This is a genomic window from Desulfobacterales bacterium (genome assembly GCA_034520365.1).
Lineage (GTDB): Bacteria > Desulfobacterota > Desulfobacteria > Desulfobacterales > Desulfosalsimonadaceae > M55B175.
Genome location: JAXHNP010000007.1, coordinates 800,606 through 823,185, shown reverse-complemented (window position 1 = coordinate 823,185; position 22,580 = coordinate 800,606). Strand labels below are relative to the sequence as shown.

Annotated in this window: 19 protein-coding genes; 4 read left to right on the top strand and 15 right to left on the bottom strand. The window is 47.3% G+C overall.

Translation table 11 applies throughout. The annotated features are described in order from the left end of the window. Nucleotides 1-20: 20 nt before the first annotated feature. The 6 genes from U5L07_17815 to U5L07_17790 all read right to left on the bottom strand — a co-directional run bounded on the left by U5L07_17815 (nucleotide 21) and on the right by U5L07_17790 (nucleotide 6,772). The gene (locus U5L07_17815) at nucleotides 21-1,577 is read right to left on the bottom strand and encodes a class I adenylate-forming enzyme family protein (protein ID MDZ7833607.1); all 1,557 of its coding nucleotides are present in this window, start codon (nucleotides 1,575-1,577) and stop codon (nucleotides 21-23) included. Further along, nucleotides 1,574-1,834, bottom strand: coding sequence for an acyl carrier protein (locus U5L07_17810; GenBank protein ID MDZ7833606.1), 261 nt, complete (start codon nucleotides 1,832-1,834; stop codon nucleotides 1,574-1,576). The genes U5L07_17815 and U5L07_17810 overlap by 4 nt, the downstream gene beginning before the upstream one ends. 14 nt (nucleotides 1,835-1,848) lie before the next feature. Beyond that, nucleotides 1,849-2,844, bottom strand: a complete 996-nt coding sequence (nadE, locus tag U5L07_17805; protein MDZ7833605.1) for an NAD(+) synthase — start codon at nucleotides 2,842-2,844, stop codon at nucleotides 1,849-1,851. Next, nucleotides 2,810-4,822 carry an asparagine synthase (glutamine-hydrolyzing) gene (gene asnB, locus U5L07_17800; GenBank protein ID MDZ7833604.1) on the bottom strand — a complete coding sequence of 671 codons (2,013 nt, stop codon included), beginning with the start codon at nucleotides 4,820-4,822 and terminating at the stop codon, nucleotides 2,810-2,812. The genes nadE and asnB overlap by 35 nt, the downstream gene beginning before the upstream one ends. 434 nt (nucleotides 4,823-5,256) lie before the next feature. After that, on the bottom strand, nucleotides 5,257-6,108 hold the full coding sequence (locus U5L07_17795) for an XrtA system polysaccharide deacetylase (protein MDZ7833603.1): 852 nt from the start codon (nucleotides 6,106-6,108) through the stop codon (nucleotides 5,257-5,259). Between the two features lie 205 nt (nucleotides 6,109-6,313). Further along, entirely contained in the window at nucleotides 6,314-6,772 is a 459-nt protein-coding gene (locus tag U5L07_17790; protein MDZ7833602.1) for a PEP-CTERM sorting domain-containing protein, read from the bottom strand. A gap of 183 nt (nucleotides 6,773-6,955) precedes the next feature. Here U5L07_17790 and U5L07_17785 point away from each other — a divergent pair, with 183 nt between their 5' ends. Beyond that, a complete protein-coding gene (locus U5L07_17785; protein MDZ7833601.1) occupies nucleotides 6,956-7,114 on the top strand; it encodes a hypothetical protein in 159 nt (52 codons plus the stop codon). 26 nt (nucleotides 7,115-7,140) lie between these two features. Here the strand turns inward: U5L07_17785 and U5L07_17780 are convergent, their stop codons facing one another. The 6 genes from U5L07_17780 to U5L07_17755 all read right to left on the bottom strand — a co-directional run bounded on the left by U5L07_17780 (nucleotide 7,141) and on the right by U5L07_17755 (nucleotide 14,072). Then, nucleotides 7,141-7,557 (bottom strand): PilZ domain-containing protein, encoded by a 417-nt coding sequence (locus U5L07_17780; protein ID MDZ7833600.1) that lies wholly within the window; start codon nucleotides 7,555-7,557, stop codon nucleotides 7,141-7,143. A 216-nt stretch (nucleotides 7,558-7,773) separates the two neighbouring features. Then, the gene (locus tag U5L07_17775) at nucleotides 7,774-9,282 is read right to left on the bottom strand and encodes a sigma-54 dependent transcriptional regulator (protein MDZ7833599.1); all 1,509 of its coding nucleotides are present in this window, start codon (nucleotides 9,280-9,282) and stop codon (nucleotides 7,774-7,776) included. 219 nt (nucleotides 9,283-9,501) lie between these two features. After that, nucleotides 9,502-10,884, bottom strand: a complete 1,383-nt coding sequence (locus U5L07_17770) for a TIGR03013 family XrtA/PEP-CTERM system glycosyltransferase (protein ID MDZ7833598.1) — start codon at nucleotides 10,882-10,884, stop codon at nucleotides 9,502-9,504. Between the two features lie 137 nt (nucleotides 10,885-11,021). Further along, entirely contained in the window at nucleotides 11,022-11,864 is an 843-nt protein-coding gene (locus tag U5L07_17765) for a polysaccharide biosynthesis tyrosine autokinase (GenBank protein ID MDZ7833597.1), read from the bottom strand. A gap of 30 nt (nucleotides 11,865-11,894) precedes the next feature. Continuing rightward, on the bottom strand, nucleotides 11,895-13,466 hold the full coding sequence (locus tag U5L07_17760) for a Wzz/FepE/Etk N-terminal domain-containing protein (protein ID MDZ7833596.1): 1,572 nt from the start codon (nucleotides 13,464-13,466) through the stop codon (nucleotides 11,895-11,897). Nucleotides 13,467-13,490: 24 nt separating this feature from the next. Next, complete coding sequence (locus U5L07_17755) at nucleotides 13,491-14,072, bottom strand: polysaccharide biosynthesis/export family protein (GenBank protein MDZ7833595.1); 582 nt, start codon at nucleotides 14,070-14,072, stop codon at nucleotides 13,491-13,493. Nucleotides 14,073-14,271: 199 nt separating this feature from the next. Here U5L07_17755 and U5L07_17750 point away from each other — a divergent pair, with 199 nt between their 5' ends. After that, nucleotides 14,272-16,554 carry a tetratricopeptide repeat protein gene (locus U5L07_17750; GenBank protein MDZ7833594.1) on the top strand — a complete coding sequence of 761 codons (2,283 nt, stop codon included), beginning with the start codon at nucleotides 14,272-14,274 and terminating at the stop codon, nucleotides 16,552-16,554. A gap of 101 nt (nucleotides 16,555-16,655) precedes the next feature. Here the strand turns inward: U5L07_17750 and U5L07_17745 are convergent, their stop codons facing one another. The 3 genes from U5L07_17745 to mazG all read right to left on the bottom strand — a co-directional run bounded on the left by U5L07_17745 (nucleotide 16,656) and on the right by mazG (nucleotide 20,316). Beyond that, entirely contained in the window at nucleotides 16,656-17,864 is a 1,209-nt protein-coding gene (locus tag U5L07_17745) for an AAA family ATPase (GenBank protein ID MDZ7833593.1), read from the bottom strand. Between the two features lie 297 nt (nucleotides 17,865-18,161). Continuing rightward, entirely contained in the window at nucleotides 18,162-19,172 is a 1,011-nt protein-coding gene (gene galE, locus U5L07_17740; protein MDZ7833592.1) for a UDP-glucose 4-epimerase GalE, read from the bottom strand. 364 nt (nucleotides 19,173-19,536) lie between these two features. Next, nucleotides 19,537-20,316 (bottom strand): nucleoside triphosphate pyrophosphohydrolase, encoded by a 780-nt coding sequence (gene mazG, locus U5L07_17735; protein MDZ7833591.1) that lies wholly within the window; start codon nucleotides 20,314-20,316, stop codon nucleotides 19,537-19,539. A gap of 546 nt (nucleotides 20,317-20,862) precedes the next feature. Here mazG and U5L07_17730 point away from each other — a divergent pair. Further along, nucleotides 20,863-21,816 (top strand): ATP-binding cassette domain-containing protein, encoded by a 954-nt coding sequence (locus U5L07_17730; protein ID MDZ7833590.1) that lies wholly within the window; start codon nucleotides 20,863-20,865, stop codon nucleotides 21,814-21,816. Between the two features lie 55 nt (nucleotides 21,817-21,871). Further along, nucleotides 21,872-22,576: an ABC transporter gene (locus U5L07_17725; GenBank protein ID MDZ7833589.1), complete on the top strand. Its 705-nt coding sequence runs from the start codon at nucleotides 21,872-21,874 to the stop codon at nucleotides 22,574-22,576. Nucleotides 22,577-22,580 lie beyond the last annotated feature (4 nt).

Here is a 22,580-nt window from a genome sequence, read left to right as displayed (position 1 = left end):
GCCATCCAAAAACTGAGTTTTTACGATAGCTTTTTCAGTTGATTATAGGCTGCTTCGCATTTCAGGGAATCGATCTTTCCGGCGCCGTTTTTGGGCAAGCTCTTCAAGAAAATAAATTCCGCGGGCACCTGGTGTCTGGGCAAGTTTTGATGGCAATGCTGCTGCAGGTCCTGCGCCACTACTGAATTGTCGAGCGGCACGCAAAGGGCTACCAGGCGATTGCCGGCAAGTTCGTCGGGAACGCCGATGACCGCTGTTTCCACCAGCTTTCTGCTCTGCATGAGGCAGTCTTCAATGTCTGCCGGGTTGACCTTGTGGCCGCTGACTTTCAGGATGTTGTCTTTCCGGCCGGTGATAAAGAAATACCCCTCGTCGTCCTTGTAGGCCAGGTCCCCGGTGCGGTAGCAGCCGTTTTCATCAATGGCCGCTTTTGTGGCCTCCGGGTCCCGCCAGTAACCCTGCATGATGTTGGGCCCTTTGGCCAGGAGCTCGCCGGATTGGCCGTTTTGGACATCCTTTCCGGCATCATCCACGATTTTCAGTTCCACCCCCGGGATGGCCCGGCCGATGGAGCCCATTTTGGACTCAAACCGGGCGGGTTCCAGGTAGCTCAGCCGGGCGGCCGCCTCGGTGGCCCCGTACATGATCACAATCTGGGTATGCGCGGGCAAAACTTCCCGAAGATCCTTTTTGAGCTGGGTGGCCATGTGTCCGCCGGCCTGGCTGCAATAGCGGAGGGCATGGAATTTGTCCCGGTATTTGGCCAGGGGAGAGCGGTGCAGGAGATAAGCATAGGTTGAGGGCACGCCTGAAAAACCGGTCACTTCTTCCTCAGCCATTTGCTTAACAACGTCGGCCGGATATAAAAACCGATTGTTGATAACCACTGTGCCGCCTGCCGCAAAATGGGTGTTTAAAAGCGATTTGCCCATGACATAGAAAAAGGGCAGCACCACCATCTGAATATCTTCGGCAGAGAGAAAAAGGTATTGGCATATGGCGCGCGTGTTGGAAACAATGTTGGCATGGGATAGCATCACGCCCTTGGGTTTGCCGGTGGAGCCGGAGGTATAGATAATGCTGGCCAGGCTGTCAGGTCCAACATTCCCAGGTTCAACCGGATTTGCCTGGTCTTTAATGCAATCCTCGAAAGATAAAACTGGAAAAGAAGATTCTTCCCATTTTTGTTTAGGATTTTTAATAATCAGCAGCTTGAGCTGTTTCTCGCTTAGGGACGCTGCCTTAAGCAGCCGTTCGGATTTAAAAGTGGAGATGACGACTGCGGGCTCAAGGTTTTCAAAAAGTTCATTTAACCCATCCGGTTTTAGAGCGGGATTTATGGGGGCTGCGACACAACCAGCCTTTAAAATACCATAATAGGCGATTATATAATCAACGCTGTTTTCCATTAAAATTGATATGCGGTCGCCCGGGGAAACACCCTTTGCTTTAAGTGAAACCGCCAGATTGTCTGCCTGCTCATTGATCTGACGATAAGACGCCCGAACCTCGTCATGAATCACTGCGGTTTTCCGGGGAAACCGCGATGCTGAATTTTCCAAAAAATGATGGATCATTGGGCCTGCTGGATTACCTGCTTTTTGGAAAGAAAATTGATCAAGTTATTGATGGAATCAAGATTTTCGGGAACCAGTTCTTCATCATCGAGCTGAATGGAAAAGGTTTCCTCAAGGAAGGTGATTAGCTCGAGCATACCTGTGGAGTCGATGATGCCCTCTTCAAGAAATGAGGTGTCATCGGCCAGGCCATCGTCATCGCCAAACAGAAAATTGTCGATTATGAACTGTCTGAGTGTCGTTTTAATGTCTGTCATATGCGCAGCTCCGTTTAACTGTGAAACTTTATCTCAGGGATGTCACCGGCCAACTGGGGCGCCAGGTGAAGATATCGGGTGGTTTTGCGTTTGGTGTCGATATCATCGTATACGCGCTGGACCTGATCCGGGGTGAGGGATACGGTTTCTGCCACCTCGGCTGGTGTATAGCCGTTATTTTTGCCGTAAAGGCATAAATCCATGCGGTCATAAGGCAGGGCAAAGTAGAACTCATCCTGACCCTGGGGCAGGGAATAGGTATCCGTGGTCGGCGGCCGGGTGCGGATTTCTTCCGGGATTTCGAGGTATTCGGCCATCTGGTAAACTTGGGTTTTGTACAGGTGGGCAATGGGCTTGATATCCGCTGCGCCGTCGCCCTGTTTGACAAAAAAGCCCTGATCGTATTCCAGGCGGTTGGGCGTGCCGGTAACCGCGTAGTTAAGGCGGTCGGCATGGTAGTATTCCAGCATTTTCCGGGTGCGCTGCTTAAAGTTGGTGGCGGCCACGATTTCCAGGTAGGCGTTAAGCGGAAGCCGTTTTTTGATCTGCTCACCGCCTTCCGGCGGCTGCGCAACTATGGAAAACAGGCTGAAGCCTTTGCTTTCCATGATGTCCGAGATAACAATTTTGGATTTCCAGCCTTCCCCGTATTCCGGGATGACCTTTTGAACAGCCGCATCATAGCGGCGGTAGAAGTCAAAGGCTTCGAGAACGGCGGATATGTCATCATAGACGGTCTGAATGCCAAGATGTTGGGCCACTTTGCCGCTTAATTTCAGGGTTTCGGATGCGGAATGCCGCTCGGGCATTTCAAGCCCAAATACTTTTGATGCGCCAAGGGCTTGAACAGCCAGGGCCGCTGTTACGCTGCTGTCTATACCGCCGGATAATGCTACCACCAACCCACGGCGCTTGAGATCTTGGCGCATGATTGAGCGGATGGCGTCTGCAATGCGAGCGGTTTCTTTTTCGGGGTCAAGCTTTAGCAGATCTTTTGAAAAGGGGGGCATGGGATCTCCGAATAACTTTATCGGGTTTGGCCGGGTGAGTTTTATGGCTATCAAAATTTTTGATAAACTGCTCGTGAATTATTTGGGTGGAAAGTATGCCTACCACCGCCATATTTTCAGACTCGCTGCCGGGGCCGTTTTCCCTGGACAAGCATTTTCGGAAAAGATGCCGGACCTTTTTCAAGTCAAAAATACCGGCTGAGGCGAGTTGGTCCTCGCAGATAAGGTCGCCCATCGGGTCGCCGCTGCTGAAAAAAGCCTGGCCAACCGGCGCCCGGTAAGGCTGCTTGGGACGCCGGGTGATGTTTTGCGGTAGTTGATCCTTGAAGGCCCTCTTCAACAGATATTTTTCATCCAGCCCGTGAATTTTCCAATGGGCGGGCAGACGGGCGGCAAAATCGATAAGCCGGTGGTCCAAAAACGGCACACGGAGTTCCACAGAATTGGCCATAGCCATCCTGTCTCCCTGGGAGGTCAGCAGGTAGTTGGACATAAACAAATCCATCTCCAGCCACTGGGCGCGGGCGAAGCTGTCGCGCCTGGTAAAATCCCCGGGCAGCCGGGCGGATATGTCCGAGACAGGATTCTCATTTTTCAACTCATCAAGCATCTCTTTATTAAAAAAGGTGGTGCAGCGTTGTGTGTTTGCCCAGCGTTTTCGATGAGACATCAAAGGATCGTCCAAATCTTTCCGGGTAACAGAGAAAAATTTCTGCAGAAAAGCCCGGTTCCGGGAAGGATTTTCGAAAATATAGGGATAGAGCCTCTCCAGCAAAAGAGGGCGGTACTTGGAATCGGGTTGGCGGGCCCAGAATGACCGAATTTTGGCCTCTTTAAAAATGTTATAGCCGCCAAACACCTCATCCGCCCCTTCTCCCGTCAACACCACCTTGAAGCGGTTGTCTCTCACAAATCCGGACAGCATATATAAGGGGACGGGACCGGTTCGCAAAAGGGGCTTTTCACAATGCCAGATGACTTTTGAAAAATTCTCCCTTACCTCCTTATTAGTAATGCGGGTCGGATGGTGATCCGTTTTAAGGGATTGGACCATTTCGGTTTGAAAGGCGGCCTCGTCAAAGGCTTTTTCTTCAAACCCGATGGAGAAAGTTTTGAGGCGGTTGTTGAATTTTCCGGCGATTATTGAGGTAAGGACCGATGAATCAAGGCCGCCCGAAAGATAGGCGCCTACGGGCACATCAGCTCTAAGGCGCAGCCTGACGGCATCTTCAAGGATATTTCGAAGCTCGGCTTCTGCTTCTTCAATGGTGCCTGCCCACCGCTGTTCCGGCGTATAATAAGGAATATGCCAATAGGGCTGCTGCAGCCCCGGATCTGATCCCTCTTTAATGATCATAAAATGGCCGGGGCATAGGGCGTTAATATTTTTAAAAATGGTCCTCGACCCAATGGTCGTCCAGCAGGTAAAAATCTGCTTAAGGGATGTAAGATCGATTTCCCTTGCTGCTTGGTCATCCATAAACAGCGCTTTTATCTCTGAAGCAAAGAGGAGCCTGCCGTTATGGAATGTGTAATAAAGCGGGCAAATGCCCACCCGGTCTCTGGCAAGAAAAAGTTCTTTTTTCCGGACATCCCAGATGGCAATGGCAAACTGACCATTGAGTTCAGAAAGACAGCCGCTGCCCATTTCCTCGTATAAATGGACGATGACTTCGGTATCGGTTTGGGTGGTGAACCGGTGGCCTTGTTTTTCAAGATCGCTTCTTAATTCTGTATAATTGAATACTTCGCCGTTATAGACAATCCATAATGTTTTATCCTCGTTTGGAATCGGCTGTACGCCGCCTTCCAAGTCGAGGATGCTCAGCCGGGCCTGCCCCATATGAATATGATCATCGAAATAAACCCCACTTTCATCCGGGCCTCTGTGTTTCAGAATGGATATCATCCGAAGGATTATATCTTCTGAAAGGATATCGTTTGAGGATGAGTTTAATATTCCGGCAATGCCGCACATGGATATTTCCTAAAGTCTTCAACTACTCTGGCTTTGCAATCGTAAACTCCCTGGAAGTATTCCCCCCCGGGCCACCGCCCGGGACCGAGCCTATAAATAACTTTAAAGGCACTAAGGCACTGAGGCACTAAGGCACTGAGTTTGTATAACCGTTGAACCGTGAACTGTGAACCGTGAACTACGTATAAGCATAACGGCTTGATTTCATTCGCCTAATGCCTAATACCCAAAACCTAAAACCCGTGAAGTTACTTGGAAGGCTGAAGCCTTCCGCTACATCGCCCGTGCCAGTTGATGATGAAATAGCTGTGAAGTTAACCAATACATGCCTTTAATTGCAGCAAGACGCACTCCGTCCCCTTCGGGGGCACCCCGTTTTTGCCCCTTACAAGGAAAGTGCTTAAATATTCAACACTTAAATTTAGGTCAACAGATTATGCCGTTTCCAGCTTAATCTGGTTGCCCCCCGCTCCAGGATTGGGCAGAGGAACAAATTCAAAATCATTTAAGAGCCGTTCAAGGCGGCCCATGGTTTTTCCAAGGTTATTGTAATGTCTGAACTTAGAAAAAATCCGCGCCTGTTTGAATCTGGGCTGCCCACTATCAATTTCCCATGGATGGAGATAAAACACAAATGGTTGTTTTTCTATTTTATTTATTCTTTTTAGGGCAAATTTTGTAAACCAGTAAGGATACAGGCGAAAGTATCCGCCGCCGGCAACCGGTAAATTTTTCCCGAAAAAAACGGCTGTGGAAATCGGGTATTCATCAATCTGCTGGGACTCTAATTTATAATGGAACCGGGGGGAACCCGGGAGTCCGTAAATGTCATGCATGATTGGAAAAATGCTGGAATCCGTGGTAAAGCCCAATTCCTTTAAAATATCAAAGGCCCACAAGGATTTTCTGGTAATTGAGTAACTGGGCGCCCGGTAGGATGTAACTTTTCTGTTGCTGATTTTTTCCAGGATGGTCTTAGCCTTAAGCGTGTCTTCCCGGAACTCTTCAGGGGTAAGATCATAGACTTTCCTGTGCCAGTAGCTATGGCAGCCGATCTCGTGGCCATCAGCCAGGATGTGATGGACCACCTCCGGGTGCTTTTCGGCAATCCAGCCCACTATGAAAAATGTTGCAGATACCCTGTATTTTTTGAGCAGCTGCAGAATCGGCGAAATATTCGCTGAAACTCTTGGTTCCATGGCGTCCCAGTCGCTTGAAGAGATAATATCTTCAAATGCCGACACCTGAAAATAATCCTCAACATCTATGGTCAGATAATTCTGCATCTATTGGGGCATATCTAATCTATGGGCGCCACATGGTCCGCATCAATTTCAACGGAGATGGACTGCATGATACTTTTAACCGAAAGCACCCGCCTGTAGTTATAGAAAGGGCCATTTGAAAACTTTTAAACTGATATTTCAAAAAAAATCGCTTTGCAATGGTCTCACTGCAAAGCGATTTTATCTTATAGTTTGATATATGATATCAAAACTTTCTTAATTTACGGCGCCCAATAAAAGCTAATCCCGCAAGGCCTGAACCCAGCAGTAACATGGAAGCCGGTTCAGGAACCGGTGTGGCGTTATTGCCAAAACTTTCGCTGCCGCCACCCTCAAAGCCCTGAACCTTAAGGCCGAGCCGCAATCCCCCGTCGTCTCCCCCGAGTGACAAGGCGGTAATTAAACCCTCGTAATTTAACCCAGCGCTAAGACTAAACACCATACCCAGGGTTTCTCCACGATCAATGCCAAATGTAAACAACGCGTTGTCCTCAAACGAATTAATACCCACATATAATTGGGATTCCCCTGCTGAGGAGTCTGAAGAGTTGTTGTCATTAATATTCTCAAACGAAAAACGGAGCGCATGGGCCTGGGCAGCCCCGAGCACCAGCAATGTGCCAAGCAATACACCTAATAATCTAAATTTAATTTGGGTATTCATGATCGCCTCCATAAGTGTTTTCTGAACCGCTGAAAATTTTATTGCCGGAGCGTATTCAGCTGATTAGGTTATACTTTTTTCTGTCAACGTTAGAAGCAATGAAAGCAATTAAGGTGCCAAAAATTTCTAAACCCATATAAAACTGGCATTTTAATATTCCGGCAATATTTAGATGGGAAGATTATGTTTTTTAACAGGCATTTAAGCGGATTTATTTTTCTTAAAGCAAGCGGCTGCGGGATTATTTTCAGCTTCATAACAGCCAAACTTAAAAACAAAATTCCGGAAATCCGGACCTTGAATCCGGATTTCCGGAAAAAACTCAAAAAACCTGAAATGTGAAGAGTCCGTTTTTCCGGAAATTGACCCTATTGCCACTCACCTTCCATGGCAAGCTCGAGAGCCCTCTGGCTGTATTTGTCTCTGAACTCAAGCCCGGCCTCTATTTTATGATCGTTGCCATCAATTTTCCGATGCCATCTCAGTGAGGCAAGACCCTGGAAGCGAGGAATCAGGAAATCATCGTCAAAATCGAATAACAGCAGGGTGTTCGCCGGAATTTCCTTGTCGAGGGCTATTCGCATGCCTCCCTCGCTGTAATCGAGGGTTAAGGCCATTTCAACAAAATCTCCGACCACAATACCCTGGGGACTGGAGGTGCGGATCAAAACTTTTTTCTGTTCATTCAACCGCTTAAAGGCCCGTCTGTTTTCCGGATCGCCGGAGGTATTGTTTTTTTCTAACCCCCATCGGACAGAATTGTTTATAAATGGAGCATTCCTCATACATGGAACTCAGGCAACAAGTCGATATATGCACCCTGGGGGGCAAATAAATACCATCCGTGCTTGAGCTGCATGAGTTCATTTCCTTTACGAAATACGGACAAATCCTCTCCCACTCTCCTCCTGAATTCTCCATGGAAAATCCTTGCGTTTTAATCGAATTTTTTGGTTGCACCTAAACGCATACTTTCCATGCAAAAAGAAAGCCAAAGCTGATTATTTTTTATAGTCCTTTGGGTTAATGCTGTATCTTTTCATTTTTTCATAAAGAGCGGTTTTGGAAAGATTCAGATAACGGCACATGATATCCGTTTTTCCGTCAAATGCCTCTAACGCATGGCTAATAACTTCTGCTTCAAAAAAAGACACGCTTTCCTTTAGGGGACGGTCAAGAAATTTATTTACAGGGATGGCAGCCAAAACCTCTTCTTTTCCGGACTCATTTTCTTTTAATTTGATCCCCAGGCTATTCGGCAAAATAATACCGTTCCTGGAAAGCAGCACCGCGCGCTGCATGGCATTTTCCAATTCCCGCACATTGCCGGGCCAATCATATGCCAGCATTTTTTCCACAACACTGTCGGGCAGAAAAGTAACCTGCTTATTGAATCGCTCACGAAATTTTACCAGAAAATTGATGGCAAGCAGCACAATATCATCTTTGCGCTTGCGCAAGGGAACCTGGTACAAATTAAAAACGTTAAGTCGGTAATAAAGGTCTTCCCGAAAAATGCCGGCTTCAACCAATCGGCTCAAGTCTTTGTTGGTGGCCGCGATAATCCGGACATCCACCGAAGTGGGCCGGTTAGAGCCCACCCTGAAAATCTCGCCTTCCTGAAGTACCCGAAGCAAGGACGTCTGCATTTTCGGGCTGACATCCCCGATTTCATCAAGAAAAATCGTACCGCCGTCAGCTTCCTCAAATTTACCCTTATGCGGCCCTTGCGCCCCAGTAAAAGCTCCTTTTTCATAACCAAAAAGGTCACTTTCAAGTAAACTTTCGGCCACCGCAGAGCAGTTAAACTTCAGGTACCGTTTGTCCGCGCGGCCGCTGTGCCTGTGCACCAGATCCGCCACAAGCTCCTTGCCGGTCCCGGATTCACCGGTAATAAGAATTGTGGCGTCAGAGGGGGCTACCTGGTATATCAAGTCCCGCAGCTTTTGAATCGGTTTGCTCTCCCCCATCATTTTATCTTTGCCGACAAACCGCTCTGTTTCCTTCTTGAGATAATTCAGCTCCCGATGCAGCTGCCGGCGTTGAGTTTCATTTTTTCTTAGAAGCGCTATCTTTTCCTCAAGAACTTTTTCGATATTTTTGTTGTACCTTTCAATCTCCATTTCATGCAGCTTTTTCTGGGTAACTTCCCTCATTACCAGTAAAATAAGATTATCATCGCGATAGCCTTCAAAAGGGACATAACTGTATTCCACGAAAAAATCATCACTGATCTTTCTTTCCAGCAACTCGCCATATTGCTTCTGGGGATTCTGACAATTAAATGGGCACATTGCCTCGCCACATGGATGATCAAGCCCGAAGATGGCTCGGTAGCATGTCTTGCCATGCTGATCACCAAATCGGGATACAGCTGCCGCATTCATTCGCTCCACCACCAGATCCCCTGTTATAATCAGGAGCATGTCCGGCAGCAGATCAAATAAAGCCTTGGTATTTTGGGACAGCCGGGAAACTTCCTTTTGGGTATCCAGCAGCGCATCCGACATGGAAACCACCTTACGGTCTAAGATTCACGGTTTAAGGTGTAAGCAAGGAACTGATCAGACTCAGTCCCGCGCAAGCGTGAGGGTTCTGGTACTCGTAATCGTACTCGGGGAATTTAAAGGCCGATTACGAGCACGAGTACGAGTACGAATCATAAGTTACCTTCTGCAAAATTGCCATCATGACGACATAACCGCTTTTTACAAAACCGCGGCTTGGTTTTATCGGGCGCCTTTTCGGAACAAAACCACTTTAATGGTCTGAAAGATGGTTAACAAGTCGAGGGCGATCGACAAATTTTTAATATAATAAAGGTCATATTCCAGCTTGCGCAATGCATCTTCCACAGAAGCGCCATAGGGGTAGTTGATTTGAGCCCACCCGGTGATGCCGGGCTTTACGTGATGCCGATTGCCATAAAATGGGATCTCTTTTACCAGGCTCTCGACAAAAACCGGCCGCTCGGGTCTGGGGCCGACAAAACTCATATCTCCTTTAAGCACGTTGATTAATTGGGGAAGCTCATCAATACGGGTTTCCCTGATAAATCGACCGAATTTTGTCACGCGGGCATCCCCTGCCTGGGCCCAGACAGGCCCCTCTTGCTCCGCGCTTTCCTTCATTGACCGAAATTTTATGAGTTCAAAAATTTTTTCGTTTTCGCCGACGCGCTTCTGCCGGTAAAAAACCCCCCCGGCGGATTCAAGCTTAACAATCAAAGCGGTTAGGAAGAAGATGGGCAAGGATATCAGGAACAGACTTGAAGCGGCCACAACATCTAAAGCTCGTTTTAACATTCGTTTAAATCGCCCGATATGGAAACCATCTGAAAAGATCAACCATGACGGATTAATTCTTTTTACCGGTACTTTTCCTGTAAGCGCTTCGTAGAACCTCGCCCCGTCCAGGATTTCTATTCCGATAAACTTATATTGTATCAGTTCATGCAATGGCACGCCTCGTTTTTCGTCCAAGGCGACTACGATTTTTCCTATTTTTCTATTGGTACAAAGCTTTGTCAGTTCTTTAAAATCCGAAAATATGGGTCTTCCTATATTCCTGCTGCGGGGATTCCCGTCTGCCGCAAACAAGGCCTCGATTTTAAAGCCGCAATCCTTTTGTCCGTCTATTGCCGATATTATTTCTTCTGCGAATTCGCCGGCCCCGATCAAAGCCACAGGCTGGACAAACATCCGTTTTTCAAGAATCTTGAAATATAAAAACCGCCAAAAAAAAACCGCCAAACCAACACCGGCCAATCCGGACACAAAAATCCGGCTGGGCATGGTCAGAAATGGAAAAAGAAAATAAATTAAGGCCAATACAATACACCCCAGGCCGAATGCCTGAATCACATTTAAAAAGTGGTCCGGGAGGCGAGGGATAACATGCAGATCGTAAAGATCCGAATAATAAAAAACCAGCTGGAAGACAAAGGTGACAACCAGCGCCCGCAGCAAATAAAGCGAGAACTGGCTTTGAAATTCTAAAAAACCGACCCAGAACAGAAAAACGCTGTTGATGATGAGAAAAATGATCCCCGATTCCCCAAAAACGAACAGCAGGTTTCTCCATGGATAGTACTTACTAAATAAATACGGCATAGGAAAAAATCCGAGACAGTAAGGCGCTAAGTTTTTGATTTTTTTAACCTAACACCTAATACCCAAAACCTAATACCCAAAGCTCCTTAGAATCCTCAAGGCGATAGGTACCAACTTCATAACATTTCCCCAAAACCCTAATAATATTTGTAACGGCTATACCCGTAATACATTTTTTTATTAATAAACGCGGTGAACTTATCCTCAGGACAGGCGTTATATACAAGCCCGACAATTTTGTCCGGGCCTACGGCTTCCACAAACTTTTTTACCTGTTCTTTTTTGGCTATCCCGTGGCGGATGACCAGGATCAAACCATCCACGTGATTTGCCAGAACACTTGTTTCAGAGGCGACTATGTTAGGGGGGCTGTCAAAAAGCACCATGCGATCCGGATAATGCTCAGAGAGCTCACTAATAAGCCCGATCATCTTGCCGGAACTCAACAGCTCCGATGGATTCTTTGGCGGCTTTCCGCAGGGAATCAATGAAAGCTTGGGCTGAGCTGTCTTTCTGACAAGAAGGGATAAATCAATATCCTCCTGCAAGTAATCGACAAGCCCGGTTTCATTGGAAATGCCGAAAAGCCAGGCAAGAGTAGGGCGCCGAAAATCGCAGTCCAGCATTAAGGCCTGATGCTCCATATCCTGTGAAAGCGCAACGCCCAAATTAGCACAAACAAACCCCTTGCCTTCTCCGGGCATCACACTGGTTACCAGAATCGTTCTGGGCTGATGCTCTGAGTATAACAGGCGGGCCCGAAGCCGGCGGAAGCTTTCAAAAATTTGGGATTCGGGGGCGGTGGAAATCTGCAGCCGCTCATCCCAGGTAGCCCGGCTATGGGCCATATGCACCGGGTCCACTTTAGCGAAGGCCTGATCTGATATCTTATCAAGGACAGACAGGTGGCGCCCGCCGGGGCTTTCGACTTGATTTTTCCGGGGAAAAGATTTTTCAAAGGCCTTTGTCAATTTGCCCATGCTTGTGCTCCTGGCAAACAATTTCAAAATTTAAATAATTAGTGCCCCCTGGCTCTGAAAATAAACTGCCGCCCCGATCAGGGCAAAAAGCCAAATGGCGAAAGAACAATACCAGACAATATTTTTTATCCTGTTACGCCTTTTTTCCGATTCCGTGACAATCAAGGGAAGCACAGCGGCCACAGGAATCTGCAAAAAAGCCTCGACTTCCTGCCGGTCTTTGAAAGCAGGATTCAAAAAATCCGTGCCCATCAATATTCCGCCGCCAACTGCCAACCCAAGCGCAATGGAGACCAATAAAATTTTGGGAAAAGGGCCCTTAACCGGCGTATTGGGCAAAAATGCGGAATCGACGATCTTAAACCGGCTGCCCTGCTGCCGCTTTTCAAGACCCTCGGCCGCCTCGGCGGCCAGGCTCTGCGAAAGGAGTTCATCGTGATAACTTCTCAGTTCATCATAATCCCTTGTCAAAGCGGCCCATTCCGCCTCCCGCACCGGGGCTGCATCTATCCATTCCTGATAAGTTCCAATCTGCTCGCGAATATTTTTGCTCTCTTTTCTCAAGTTCTCGAGATCCAGATCGATTTCTTTGAGTTGAAGCGTCAATTCCCGTATTCGCGAATCCCCGGCCTCAACCTCAGGGCTCTCATCACTCTCGCCCTGAGCCCCAAATTGCCCCTCAATCTCTGATTCAAGGCTGCTGATCCGTTTTTCAATGCGTTTTACGCTGGGATGCTCTCTCGTATATCTAGCCAGCAATTCCTGCCGCCTGCTGCGCGCCTCTGCAAGTTGAGCGGCGGCTCCCTGCCCTTCGGAATCGGCGCCTGAAGCCCCTGAGCCCGTCCCCTCGGCCATCATATTCCTTCTGAGTTCAAGCTGCTCGGAAATAAGCAGACGGGTTTGCTCAAGATTATGAATATTCGATTGAATCGCCTGAAGCTGCTCCTGCAGCGCATTGAGTCGATTCATATTGGATTCCCGCTGCTGGGGCATCTCATTATAATGTTTCAGTTTATAATCCCGCATCTGGGCTTCTTTTTCATGAAGCTTTTCCTTGGACATGCGGAGCTCATCCTGGATATAGCTGGCTCTTTCTCTAGCCTGCTCCTCGCGCATCCGCAGGTTTTCTTCTATAAATTTTGACGCCAGGGCATTGGTTACCTGTTGGGCCTTCTGGGGATCATTGTATTTAAACGAAACACTGAAGACATTTCCCCTTCCCCGGTCCACATTGACTTCAACATCGTTTTCGCGCAGTCGCTCCATGATGTTTTCCAAGGGGAATTCCTTCTGCATACTGGGATACAAACTGAATTGCTTAATAATATCCTCGAGATTTTTTCTGCTTAACACCTGCTGCGTCACCGTATTGACCATCTCTTCAAACCGCATTTCCTGGCGGGGTGCGGACCGGGTGGGATTGATATTCTGTTCCTGGTAGATAATTGACGCGCTTGACTGATAAATGTCCGGAATACTTATATAGTAGGGAATAGCGGCGGTAACAGCCAAAAGAAGACAAACAATAATCAGCTTATGCCCTCTGATTAACAGATTCAGGTACTTACCTAAAATATCTAGCTGTGATTGCTGGGCACTCATTCTTGCCTTTTATTTGAATTGGTTTTACGGGACAACAATTGTGTCGCCCGGTTTGATCTCAATATTCTGCTTTGTATTTTTGCCATCCAAAAAATCCTCATAGTTAAAATAAGTCAATTTTTCAGATGTATTGGGGGCGCCTACGATCATAATTCTTGACTTCTTGGCCCATTCAAGAAACCCCCCTGCATTGGCGATGGCCTGAAGCACTGTAACCTGGCGATCTAAGCTGTATCGACCCGGCTCTTCAACCTGCCCTACGATATAATAAACCTCTTCTCTGGCTTCAGCAAGGATCACCGTTACATCCGCCACCTCGATAAATTTTTTGAGTTTTCGGGTAATCTTTTCTGCAAGCGCTTCCGGGGTTTCCCCCGCTGCTACTAAATCGCCTATCAATGGCAGAGAAATTCTGCCATCGCTGCGCACCGTAACAGCCTGGGAAATATCGGGCTCCTCATAGACAAAAACATTCAATACATCGCCGACACCAAACTCATAAACATCATCGCCGGGCTTTGAATTTTGCGCTTGCGCCTCAAGAACCGAAGCATTACCCAAAAAAATTGCCGCGGCCAGAAAAATTGAAATAAAGACAAGCCGCATACTCAACATTCCCTCACCAAAACAGACATACTTCAACGCCTTATTCCGCGAAAAAACCATACACCCCACTCCGTCTTATTGGATTGACATTTTTGCCGAGCTCGTAGGCGTTCTAATTGACTTGAAAAAATATTATAATAGAATTAAAATGAATTTACAAATGCTAAATTGACTCAAAAACAATAATTTAGGATACCATATGAAGAGTAAAAGCAAATTTATCAGCGTCAATCTTTCCTTGCTTGTGTGCATTCTATTTGCTGGCGCATGTGCCGATATAGAAGAAAAAAAGGCTGATCATTACCAAAAAGGCCTTGAATATTTAAACGCCGAAAACCACAAAGCAGCCATTATAGAATTTCGCAATGCTGTAAAGATTGACCCGAAATATGCCGATGCGCGCTATCATCTGGGCCTTGCTTATTTGAAAGACATACAGCCGGGAAAGGCTCTGGGGGAACTTAAACGGGCTGCCAGCCTCGACCCGGAAAATACAGATGCCCTCTTAAAAACCGCAGAAATTTACTTTCTGGGCGAAAATCTTAATAAAAGCCGGGAAAATATTGAAAAGATTCTATCTGTGGATAAAGAATTGTCAGATGCCTATGCCCTGCTTGCACAGATAGAAGCCAGGGAAAAAAATATTGATGCTGCTGAGAAGGCCATCCGGAAAGCTCTGGAATTGAGCCCCGACAATAGCCCCTATCGTGTCATTCACGCCCGGATATTGAGCTCCGCAAACCGGATCAGTGAGGCGGAAAAGGAATTTAAGAAAGCGGCGGAACTTAACTCAGATGCCAAGTACCTGAAAGAACTTGCAGCGTTCTATCTCACCCAGGGAAAAGATTCCAAAGCAGAGAAAATCCTTAAATCCCTGATAGAAGAAAAACCTGACGATCCGACAAGCTATGTGAACCTGGCCAAATTTTATTTGAACAAAGGCCGTCATTTGGAAGCGGAGCAAAGCATTCTCGCGGCGATTGACAATTTTCCGGATTCAGATAAAATCCAAGCACTTTTGGCCGAGTTTTACCGCACAACCAACTCTCCGGAAAAAGCGGAAAAAGCCTATAAAGAAGCTATCAGCAAATCGGAATCCCCTGAGGATCTTAAAGCCATGCTGGCGGATTTTCATTATGAGAGCGGAAATTTTGAACTGGCCCAAAAAGCCATTCAAACGGTCTTATCCGATAGCCCCCAGCATTCCATGGCAAGCCTTGTCAAGGCCAAACTCCTTATACGCGAGAAAAAACCCGAAGATGCGCTGAGCATCCTTGAGCGGCTTATAGAAAAATCCCCGGGGTGGCCGGAGGCTTATTATCTCAAAAGCCTGGCCCATCTTAACAAGGGAGAGATTGCGCTGTCATTGGATGCAGCTAAACAGGCAGTTAAATATGCGCCGGACGACGCTGATGCACGAACCCTGCTGGCCCAGAATAGGTTTTTAAAACAAGATTTTGAGGGGGCCAAAAGCAATGCGGCAGAGGCTTTGCAGCAGGCGCCTGGCCATCTCCGTGCCGGAATGATTCTTGCGAAATCCTTTTTATCCCTTGGAGAAATTGAGAACGCAAAAAATTTACTCGAAAAAATGGCCTCCCTTGCACCTGAAAATGTTGAAATACTCCACATTAAAGCAAAAGCCGAGTTGGCGCAGAACAATATTTCGGAAGCCCGGGACGAGCTTGAAAAAATACTGAATTTAGATCCGGATTTCAATCCGGCATTGGCAGCCCTCAGCAAACTGCTCATCCAACAGGGGAAAACCGATCAAGCCATCGCCACAGTTCAACAGCAGCTTCAAAAATCCCCAAACAATCCACACCATATGTTACTGCTCGCAGATTTGCTGAATTCATACGGCAACTCTCCGGACGAAGCGCTAAAACTGGCTGAAAAAGCCAAAGCAATTGATCCGGAAAATCCGCGCGCCTATACCATGGCAGCAAAAATTTTGGCTGGAAAGGGAGAAATCGACCAGGCGACCGAGAAATACATACAAGTTACCCGGAAAAAACCCGATTTTGCCGAGGGCTACATGGCCCTGGGAACCCTTCTTGAAGAGGCAGGCGACCGCGAGGGCGCCAAAAAGGCTTACTCAAAAGTGCTTGAATTGGAACCCGACTTCGCCGCCGCCGCCAATAATCTTGCATGGCTGATGGCCAACAGCCCCGGGGGGGATCTTGGTGAGGCTTTGCGTTTGGCGCTCTCGGCCAAAGAAAACGCACCGGACGATCCCTATATTATCGATACCCTCGGATGGGTGCATTACAAGCGGGGCGCCTATAAGCTGGCGCTAACCCAGTTCAGCATGGCCACGGAAAAACAGCCCGACATACCCATCCTGCGCTACCATCTGGCACTGGCGCTCTATGCTGACGGGCAGACAGCCAGAGCAAAAGAAGAATTAAAAAAATGCCTTGAACTAGGAAAGGATTTCCCGGAATACGCTGATGCGCAAAAATTGCTGAACAAAATCAAATAAAAGAGGAGCAAGCGCTCTAAAAGGTATAAATTTTTTTCAACATCGAAATCTGATACCACAATCCTAAAGCAAATCGTTTTCAAAGAGAATGTCGACCGATATTAAATCTCAGATTTATTTAAATTAACTAACAAATCAAGAAGCGGCCTAATACTTTCATCGTTTACCTCATGTCGAATCCGCTCCAGTTCAGTGATGAGTTCTCTTGAGAATATATTTTTCGATTCAGAATCGCCAGATGAAATCAATTCATTGGGATCCAAAGCTCCTTGGTGAATTCTGTTTAATAAAAGACGAACACCATTTGACCGTTTTATATTCAAATCATCCATTTTTTCGCGGAATTTTTTTTCATCAATCGATGCAAACTTTTCAAAGGCCTTTACCGCCTCTGTTTTTGGATTCGCATCTTTTAAAGTAGTTTCTTGGTTAACCGGGCTATCATTTTTTTCCGATACTGATTTATATGACGTTGAATTGTCATAATTTTGCGTTTTTCTATTTGAACTGGAAAGATCAATTTCTTTAACACATTCTTTGACAATACCCTTTTTTATTTTTCTGGCGGACTTGATGAAGCCGGTCAATAGCGCGCGATCGGCAATGATATTTATTAATCGCGGATACCCTTTGGAGAATCGATAAATTTTTCGTATCGCACTTGCTTTAAAAATTTTTCTGGTCGCCCCGGCAAAAGATAGACGGTATTCAATATATTTTTGCGTCTCCTTCAGCGATAGCGGCAAAATATTAAAATTTACCTCGATTCGCTGCCTGATGGCCCTGTTTTCAGGGCGAAGGAGAATATCATTGAACTCAAGCTGACCGACAAAAAATATGTTGATGAGCTTTGTGCCCTTTTTTTCAATATTTGAAAAAAGCCGGATCTCTTCCATTAGTGCCGGGCTTAACAATTGACATTCATCAATGATCAATACCACACGTCTACCCTGGTAGTAGGCATTAGATAAAAAATCATTAAAAGCGTTAAGGAAATCTCCCTTTGTTTCAAACGCCGCTGACAATCCATACAGTTTCGCCAGGTAATTAAAAAAATCAAGCGGCTCGAAAACCGGATTGTGAATCACCGCTACCTGGTCATTCTTATCAAGCATCTGGAGAAATGCATTGACAATAGTGGTTTTTCCGACCCCTACATCACCGGTTAAAAGCAAAAAACTTTTATTTTCCAAAAGTCCGTATTGAAGTGTGGCCAAGGCTTCCCGGTGCTTCTCGCCAAGCCAGAGAAACTCGGGGTCCGTATTAATCTGAAACGGTTTCTGTGTGAGCCGATAATGTTCGAGATACATGTTGCTTCCTTAAACTATATTGACCAAAATCTTTAACATTATAACTTGGGACTAGGTTTTGGGTATTAGGTAATAGGTATTAGGTTTTAGGTTTTGGGCATTAGGTATTAGGTTAATGAAATCAAAAAGTTATGGTCGGCACGGTGGCCGACCCTACGATGAATCGGGTTTTTCCCCATTCGTAGGGCGGGCCACCGTGCCCGCCTGAAAAATAGATAGAACAAATTTACCGTGCCTCCGTGCCTTTAAAGTTATTTATAGGCTCGGTCCCGGGCGCACGGCCCGGGGGGAATACTTCTAAATATACCCATCCGGATTCTTGGACTGCCAGCGCCAGGTATCCCGGCACATGGCATTAATATCCAGTTCCGCTTTCCAGCCCATCTCCGCCTCGGCAAGCGACGGATCCGCGTAGCAGGTCGCAATATCGCCTTCCCGGCGGGCCGTGATTTTATAAGGTATCGGTTGACCGGACATTTTTTCAAAGGCTGAAATCATTTCAAGCACGCTATAACCTCGGCCGGTCCCCAGGTTATAAGTTACCAGCCCCGGGTTTTTCTTAAGTTTATTCAGTGCGCAGATATGGCCGGCAGCCAGATCCATTACATGGATATAATCCCTGACCCCTGTGCCGTCAGGGGTCGGATAATCGTTGCCGTATACGGACAACTCCGGCAGTTTGCCCACCGCCACCTGGCTGATAAACGGCATCAGATTATTGGGAATATCATTGGGGTCTTCGCCGATCATTCCGCTGGGATGGGCGCCGACCGGATTAAAATATCTGAGAATGGCGATATTCCAGTTCTGATCGGCCGTATAAAGATCGCGCAGAATATTTTCAATATGGAGCTTGGTTTGCCCATAGGGGTTTGTCGGACAGACCGGAAAAGTTTCTTTGATGGGCACCCTATCGGGCTCACCGTAAACCGTGGCCGAGGAACTGAATACAATGTTTTGCACCCCATAGGCATTCATTAACTCCAATAATACCAGGGTGCCAGCGATGTTATTCCAGTAATATTTTAAGGGCATTAAAACCGATTCACCGACCGCCTTAAACCCTGCAAAATGAATCACCGCATCAAACGAATGGGCCTCAAATACTTGTGCCAGCGCTTTTTTATGCGTCAAGTCGGTGCAGGCAAATTCCAGATTGCGGCCGGTGATTTCCTGGATGCGCTCTAACGGAACCCGCTTGCTGTTGGATAAGTTATCCACCACGCACACATCATAGCCTGCCTCAAGCAGCAAAAGGCAGGTATGACTTCCGATATAGCCCGCTCCGCCGGTAACAAGTATTTTCATTTAGTTCGCGCGTAAAGTCTGTTAAAAATTTTTGTGCTTACCCAAAATAATCAGTTTTTAAATTTAACACTTTTAAGCCTTCAAGAAAACCCGGAAAAGGAGAACCGCAAGTTCTTTGGAAGTATTCCCCCCGGGCCGTGCGCCCGGGACCGAGCGTATAAATAACTTTAAAGGCACTGAGGCACGGTAAATTTGTTCTATCTATTTTTCAGGCGGGCACGGTGGCCCGCCCTACGAATGGGGAAAAACCCGATTCATCGTAGGGTCGGCCACCGTGCCGACCATAAATTCTTGATTTCATTAACCTAATACCTAATACCCAAAACCTAATACCCGTGAAGTTACTTAGAGGAAATATCGTAACCTAATCCGCATCATCCGTCTTGGCTGCCTGCCAGATCGCCTCCTTTTCATCCATCGGCATTTCGGACAGCCGTTTGCCGGCCTGCGCCGCGGTTTTTTCAATCGCATAAAACCGGTGGGCGAATTTCCGGTTGGAACGCCGCAACGCCGCCTCCGGGTCGATATCCAGTTTTCTGGCCAGATTGACGACGGAAAACAGGATATCCCCGATTTCCTCGGCCATATCCCGGCTGCTTTCCCCGTCCATGGCCGCAGAGAGCTCAGCCAGCTCTTCATCGATTTTTTCCCGGACCTGGGCCGGATGCTCCCAGTCAAACCCCACCCGGCTGGCGGTGGATTGAATCTTTAGCGCATACAAAAGCGCCGGCAGGCGCTCAGGCACGCCGGACAGAATGGATTCGCGCTTTTGCTTGCCGTTTTCTTTGCGCTTCAGCCGGTCCCAGTTGCGGATCACATCCCTTGCACCGCTGACCTGCGTGTCGCCGAAGACATGCGGATGCCGGTAAACCAGCTTATCGCACAAATAGTTGATCACATCCGTGACTTCAAACCGCTCCGCCTCTTTGGCCAGGGTGCTGTGAAACACCACCTGCAAAAGCACATCCCCAAGCTCCTCCATAACGGCTTCCGGGTCATCCTTATCGATCGCCTCCGCCAGTTCATAGGCTTCTTCAATCAGGTTTTTAACCAGGCTTTGATGTGTCTGCTCCGCATCCCAGGGGCAGCCACCCGGGGCCCGCAGGGTTTCCATAATTTTTACGAGTCGGTCAAATGCTTCCATTCAAATTATCCTTTATCTATATTTATTGTCCGGGGATATAGGACATTCCAAAAACAAGATCAAGCCGGATGAGCAGAACAGATTTTTAATAAGCCGCCAAGCTAATACCTAACACCAAAACCTATAATCAATCGAATATTGACAAATATATATTCAATATCTATTTTCACTTGTTAATTGGTAATCCTTTGACCGATTGGACATACACGGTGAGGCGGTTGCCATGAACTCCCTCTGAATTCTCCCCCCTGCCAGTAAACGACAGGAGAGAATTCAAACATGCATCCATTTCCATAGACTTTTAAATAGTGGTATATGACGGACTTTAAAAGCTATATAAAACTCAACGCTATTAACTTAAGATTAAAAATAGGCTCGGTTGTCATTTCGAGCGCCAGCGAGAAATCTTATAATTGGATGATTTTATAAGATTTCTCGTCACTGTCGTTCCTCGAAATGACAGCGGCTGAAGGCTAAAGTTAATGACATTGATATAAAACTCAACACTACGTTCCAAGCATAACGGTATGAGCAAAGGAGAGGGGCATGATTCATGTCGACAACCTGACCAAATTCTACGATGGCTTCTGTGCGGTGGACGGAATCTCCATAGATATCCAAAAGGGTGAAATCCTCGGGCTCCTGGGCCCAAACGGCGCGGGAAAAACCACCACGCTTAAAATGCTCACCGGCTATTTTCCGCCCACCTCCGGCACCATCGCGATAAATGATCTAAACATCAGCGATCACCTGCTGGAAATCAAGCAGATGATCGGCTACCTGCCGGAATCCTCCCCTTTTTACAAGGATCTCCTGGTCTATGACTATCTGGACTATGTGGCCAAAATCCGCGGCATTCCAAACACTGAACGCCACACCCGGATTAAATACCTGGCTGATCTCTGCGGCTTAAACCATGTGATGCACAAGTCCATCGGCGAGCTCTCCAAGGGGCTCAATCAGCGGGTGGGGCTGGCCCATGCCATGATGCGCGATCCCGAGATTCTTATCCTGGATGAGCCCACCCAGGGCTTAGACCCCAACCAGATCGTTGAGATCCGAAAAATCATCCGCAAAATCGGCGAAGAAAAAACCATTATTTTTTCCACCCATATCTTAAGCGAGGCGGAAGCCACCTGCGACCGGATCGTGATTATCAATCAGGGTAAAATCGTGGCAGACGGAGAGACGGAAACCCTCAAGCAGTCCGCCGGCCGGGAATCCACCATCCAGATAACCCTGGAAAACGCCGGATTTGATACGGTCAGCCAGACCTTAAAGCCGATAGAGGGCGTGGATTCGGTGGAAAAAATCGAGCAGACCGATGACGGGCGCCTGTCTGTTAAAATCGCCTGCCGGTCTGAATCCGACCGGCGCGAAGACATTTATAAAGCCATCAAGAACACGGACTGGGTGCTGCTTGAATTTTACCAGGAGACCCGAACGCTTGAAACCATCTTCAGCGATCTGACCCGGCAAATCAACAAGGACCTAACTTGAGCGTTCCAAATTTTAAAAAAGGGAAATTTTAATACTCTTTTTAGGGAGAACTGAAATGCGGCAAGCTACATACATCCTGCAAAAAGAATTAAAGGATTACTTTGTCACGCCGATCGCCTACATCGTGATCACCATTTTTCTCGTGGTGACGGGCTGGTTTTTCTTTTCCACCTTCTTTCTCTACAACCAGGCCAGTCTTCGGAATTTTTTCAACCTGCTGCCCCTGATCTTCTCGTTTGTGATTCCGGCGGTAACCATGCGGCTCTTTGCCGAGGAGCTGAGCAAAGGCTCATACGAGCTGCTAAGGACCATGCCCATTACATTCGGGGACATAATTGTCGGTAAATTCCTGGCCGGGGTGGTTATGGCCGCTGCCATGCTGCTGCCCACCATCGCCTACCCCATCTCGATTTCGTTTCTGGGCGAGCTTGACTGGGGACCGGTAATCGGCGGCTACATAGGCGCGATTCTCTTAGGCGGGGCGTTTTCCGCCATCGGCCTGTTTGCCTCGGCGGTCACCCACAACCAGATTGTCGCCTTTATCGTGGGCGCCGCCATCTGCTTTGCCCTCACGCTGGTTGACAAGATGCTGTTTTTCTTTCCGGAAGCGATTTTAAGCGTCGTGGAGTATCTGGGGGCGGATTTTCATTTCTCAAACATTTCCAAAGGGATCATCGACTCCCGGGATCTGATTTATTTTCTAAGCGTCATCTTTATCGGCCTCTACGCCACCTATCTGGTGCTGATGCAAAAAGAATAGTATA

What these genes read in the sequence shown, in the direction of transcription:
- U5L07_17810 (MDZ7833606.1), bottom strand. Translation starts at nt 1,834, where the DNA reads ATGACAGACATTAAAACGACACTCAGACAGTTCATAATCGACAATTTT.
- U5L07_17765 (MDZ7833597.1), bottom strand. Translation starts at nt 11,864, where the DNA reads ATGGGCAAATTGACAAAGGCCTTTGAAAAATCTTTTCCCCGGAAAAAT.
- U5L07_17750 (MDZ7833594.1), top strand. Translation starts at nt 14,272, where the DNA reads ATGAAGAGTAAAAGCAAATTTATCAGCGTCAATCTTTCCTTGCTTGTG.
- nadE (MDZ7833605.1), bottom strand. Translation starts at nt 2,844, where the DNA reads ATGCCCCCCTTTTCAAAAGATCTGCTAAAGCTTGACCCCGAAAAAGAA.
- U5L07_17745 (MDZ7833593.1), bottom strand. Translation starts at nt 17,864, where the DNA reads ATGTATCTCGAACATTATCGGCTCACACAGAAACCGTTTCAGATTAAT.
- U5L07_17770 (MDZ7833598.1), bottom strand. Translation starts at nt 10,884, where the DNA reads ATGCCGTATTTATTTAGTAAGTACTATCCATGGAGAAACCTGCTGTTC.
- mazG (MDZ7833591.1), bottom strand. Translation starts at nt 20,316, where the DNA reads ATGGAAGCATTTGACCGACTCGTAAAAATTATGGAAACCCTGCGGGCC.
- asnB (MDZ7833604.1), bottom strand. Translation starts at nt 4,822, where the DNA reads ATGTGCGGCATTGCCGGAATATTAAACTCATCCTCAAACGATATCCTT.
- U5L07_17795 (MDZ7833603.1), bottom strand. Translation starts at nt 6,108, where the DNA reads ATGCAGAATTATCTGACCATAGATGTTGAGGATTATTTTCAGGTGTCG.
- U5L07_17730 (MDZ7833590.1), top strand. Translation starts at nt 20,863, where the DNA reads ATGATTCATGTCGACAACCTGACCAAATTCTACGATGGCTTCTGTGCG.
- U5L07_17790 (MDZ7833602.1), bottom strand. Translation starts at nt 6,772, where the DNA reads ATGAATACCCAAATTAAATTTAGATTATTAGGTGTATTGCTTGGCACA.
- U5L07_17780 (MDZ7833600.1), bottom strand. Translation starts at nt 7,557, where the DNA reads ATGAGGAATGCTCCATTTATAAACAATTCTGTCCGATGGGGGTTAGAA.
- U5L07_17760 (MDZ7833596.1), bottom strand. Translation starts at nt 13,466, where the DNA reads ATGAGTGCCCAGCAATCACAGCTAGATATTTTAGGTAAGTACCTGAAT.
- galE (MDZ7833592.1), bottom strand. Translation starts at nt 19,172, where the DNA reads ATGAAAATACTTGTTACCGGCGGAGCGGGCTATATCGGAAGTCATACC.
- U5L07_17785 (MDZ7833601.1), top strand. Translation starts at nt 6,956, where the DNA reads ATGTTTTTTAACAGGCATTTAAGCGGATTTATTTTTCTTAAAGCAAGC.
- U5L07_17775 (MDZ7833599.1), bottom strand. Translation starts at nt 9,282, where the DNA reads ATGTCGGATGCGCTGCTGGATACCCAAAAGGAAGTTTCCCGGCTGTCC.
- U5L07_17815 (MDZ7833607.1), bottom strand. Translation starts at nt 1,577, where the DNA reads ATGATCCATCATTTTTTGGAAAATTCAGCATCGCGGTTTCCCCGGAAA.
- U5L07_17725 (MDZ7833589.1), top strand. Translation starts at nt 21,872, where the DNA reads ATGCGGCAAGCTACATACATCCTGCAAAAAGAATTAAAGGATTACTTT.
- U5L07_17755 (MDZ7833595.1), bottom strand. Translation starts at nt 14,072, where the DNA reads ATGCGGCTTGTCTTTATTTCAATTTTTCTGGCCGCGGCAATTTTTTTG.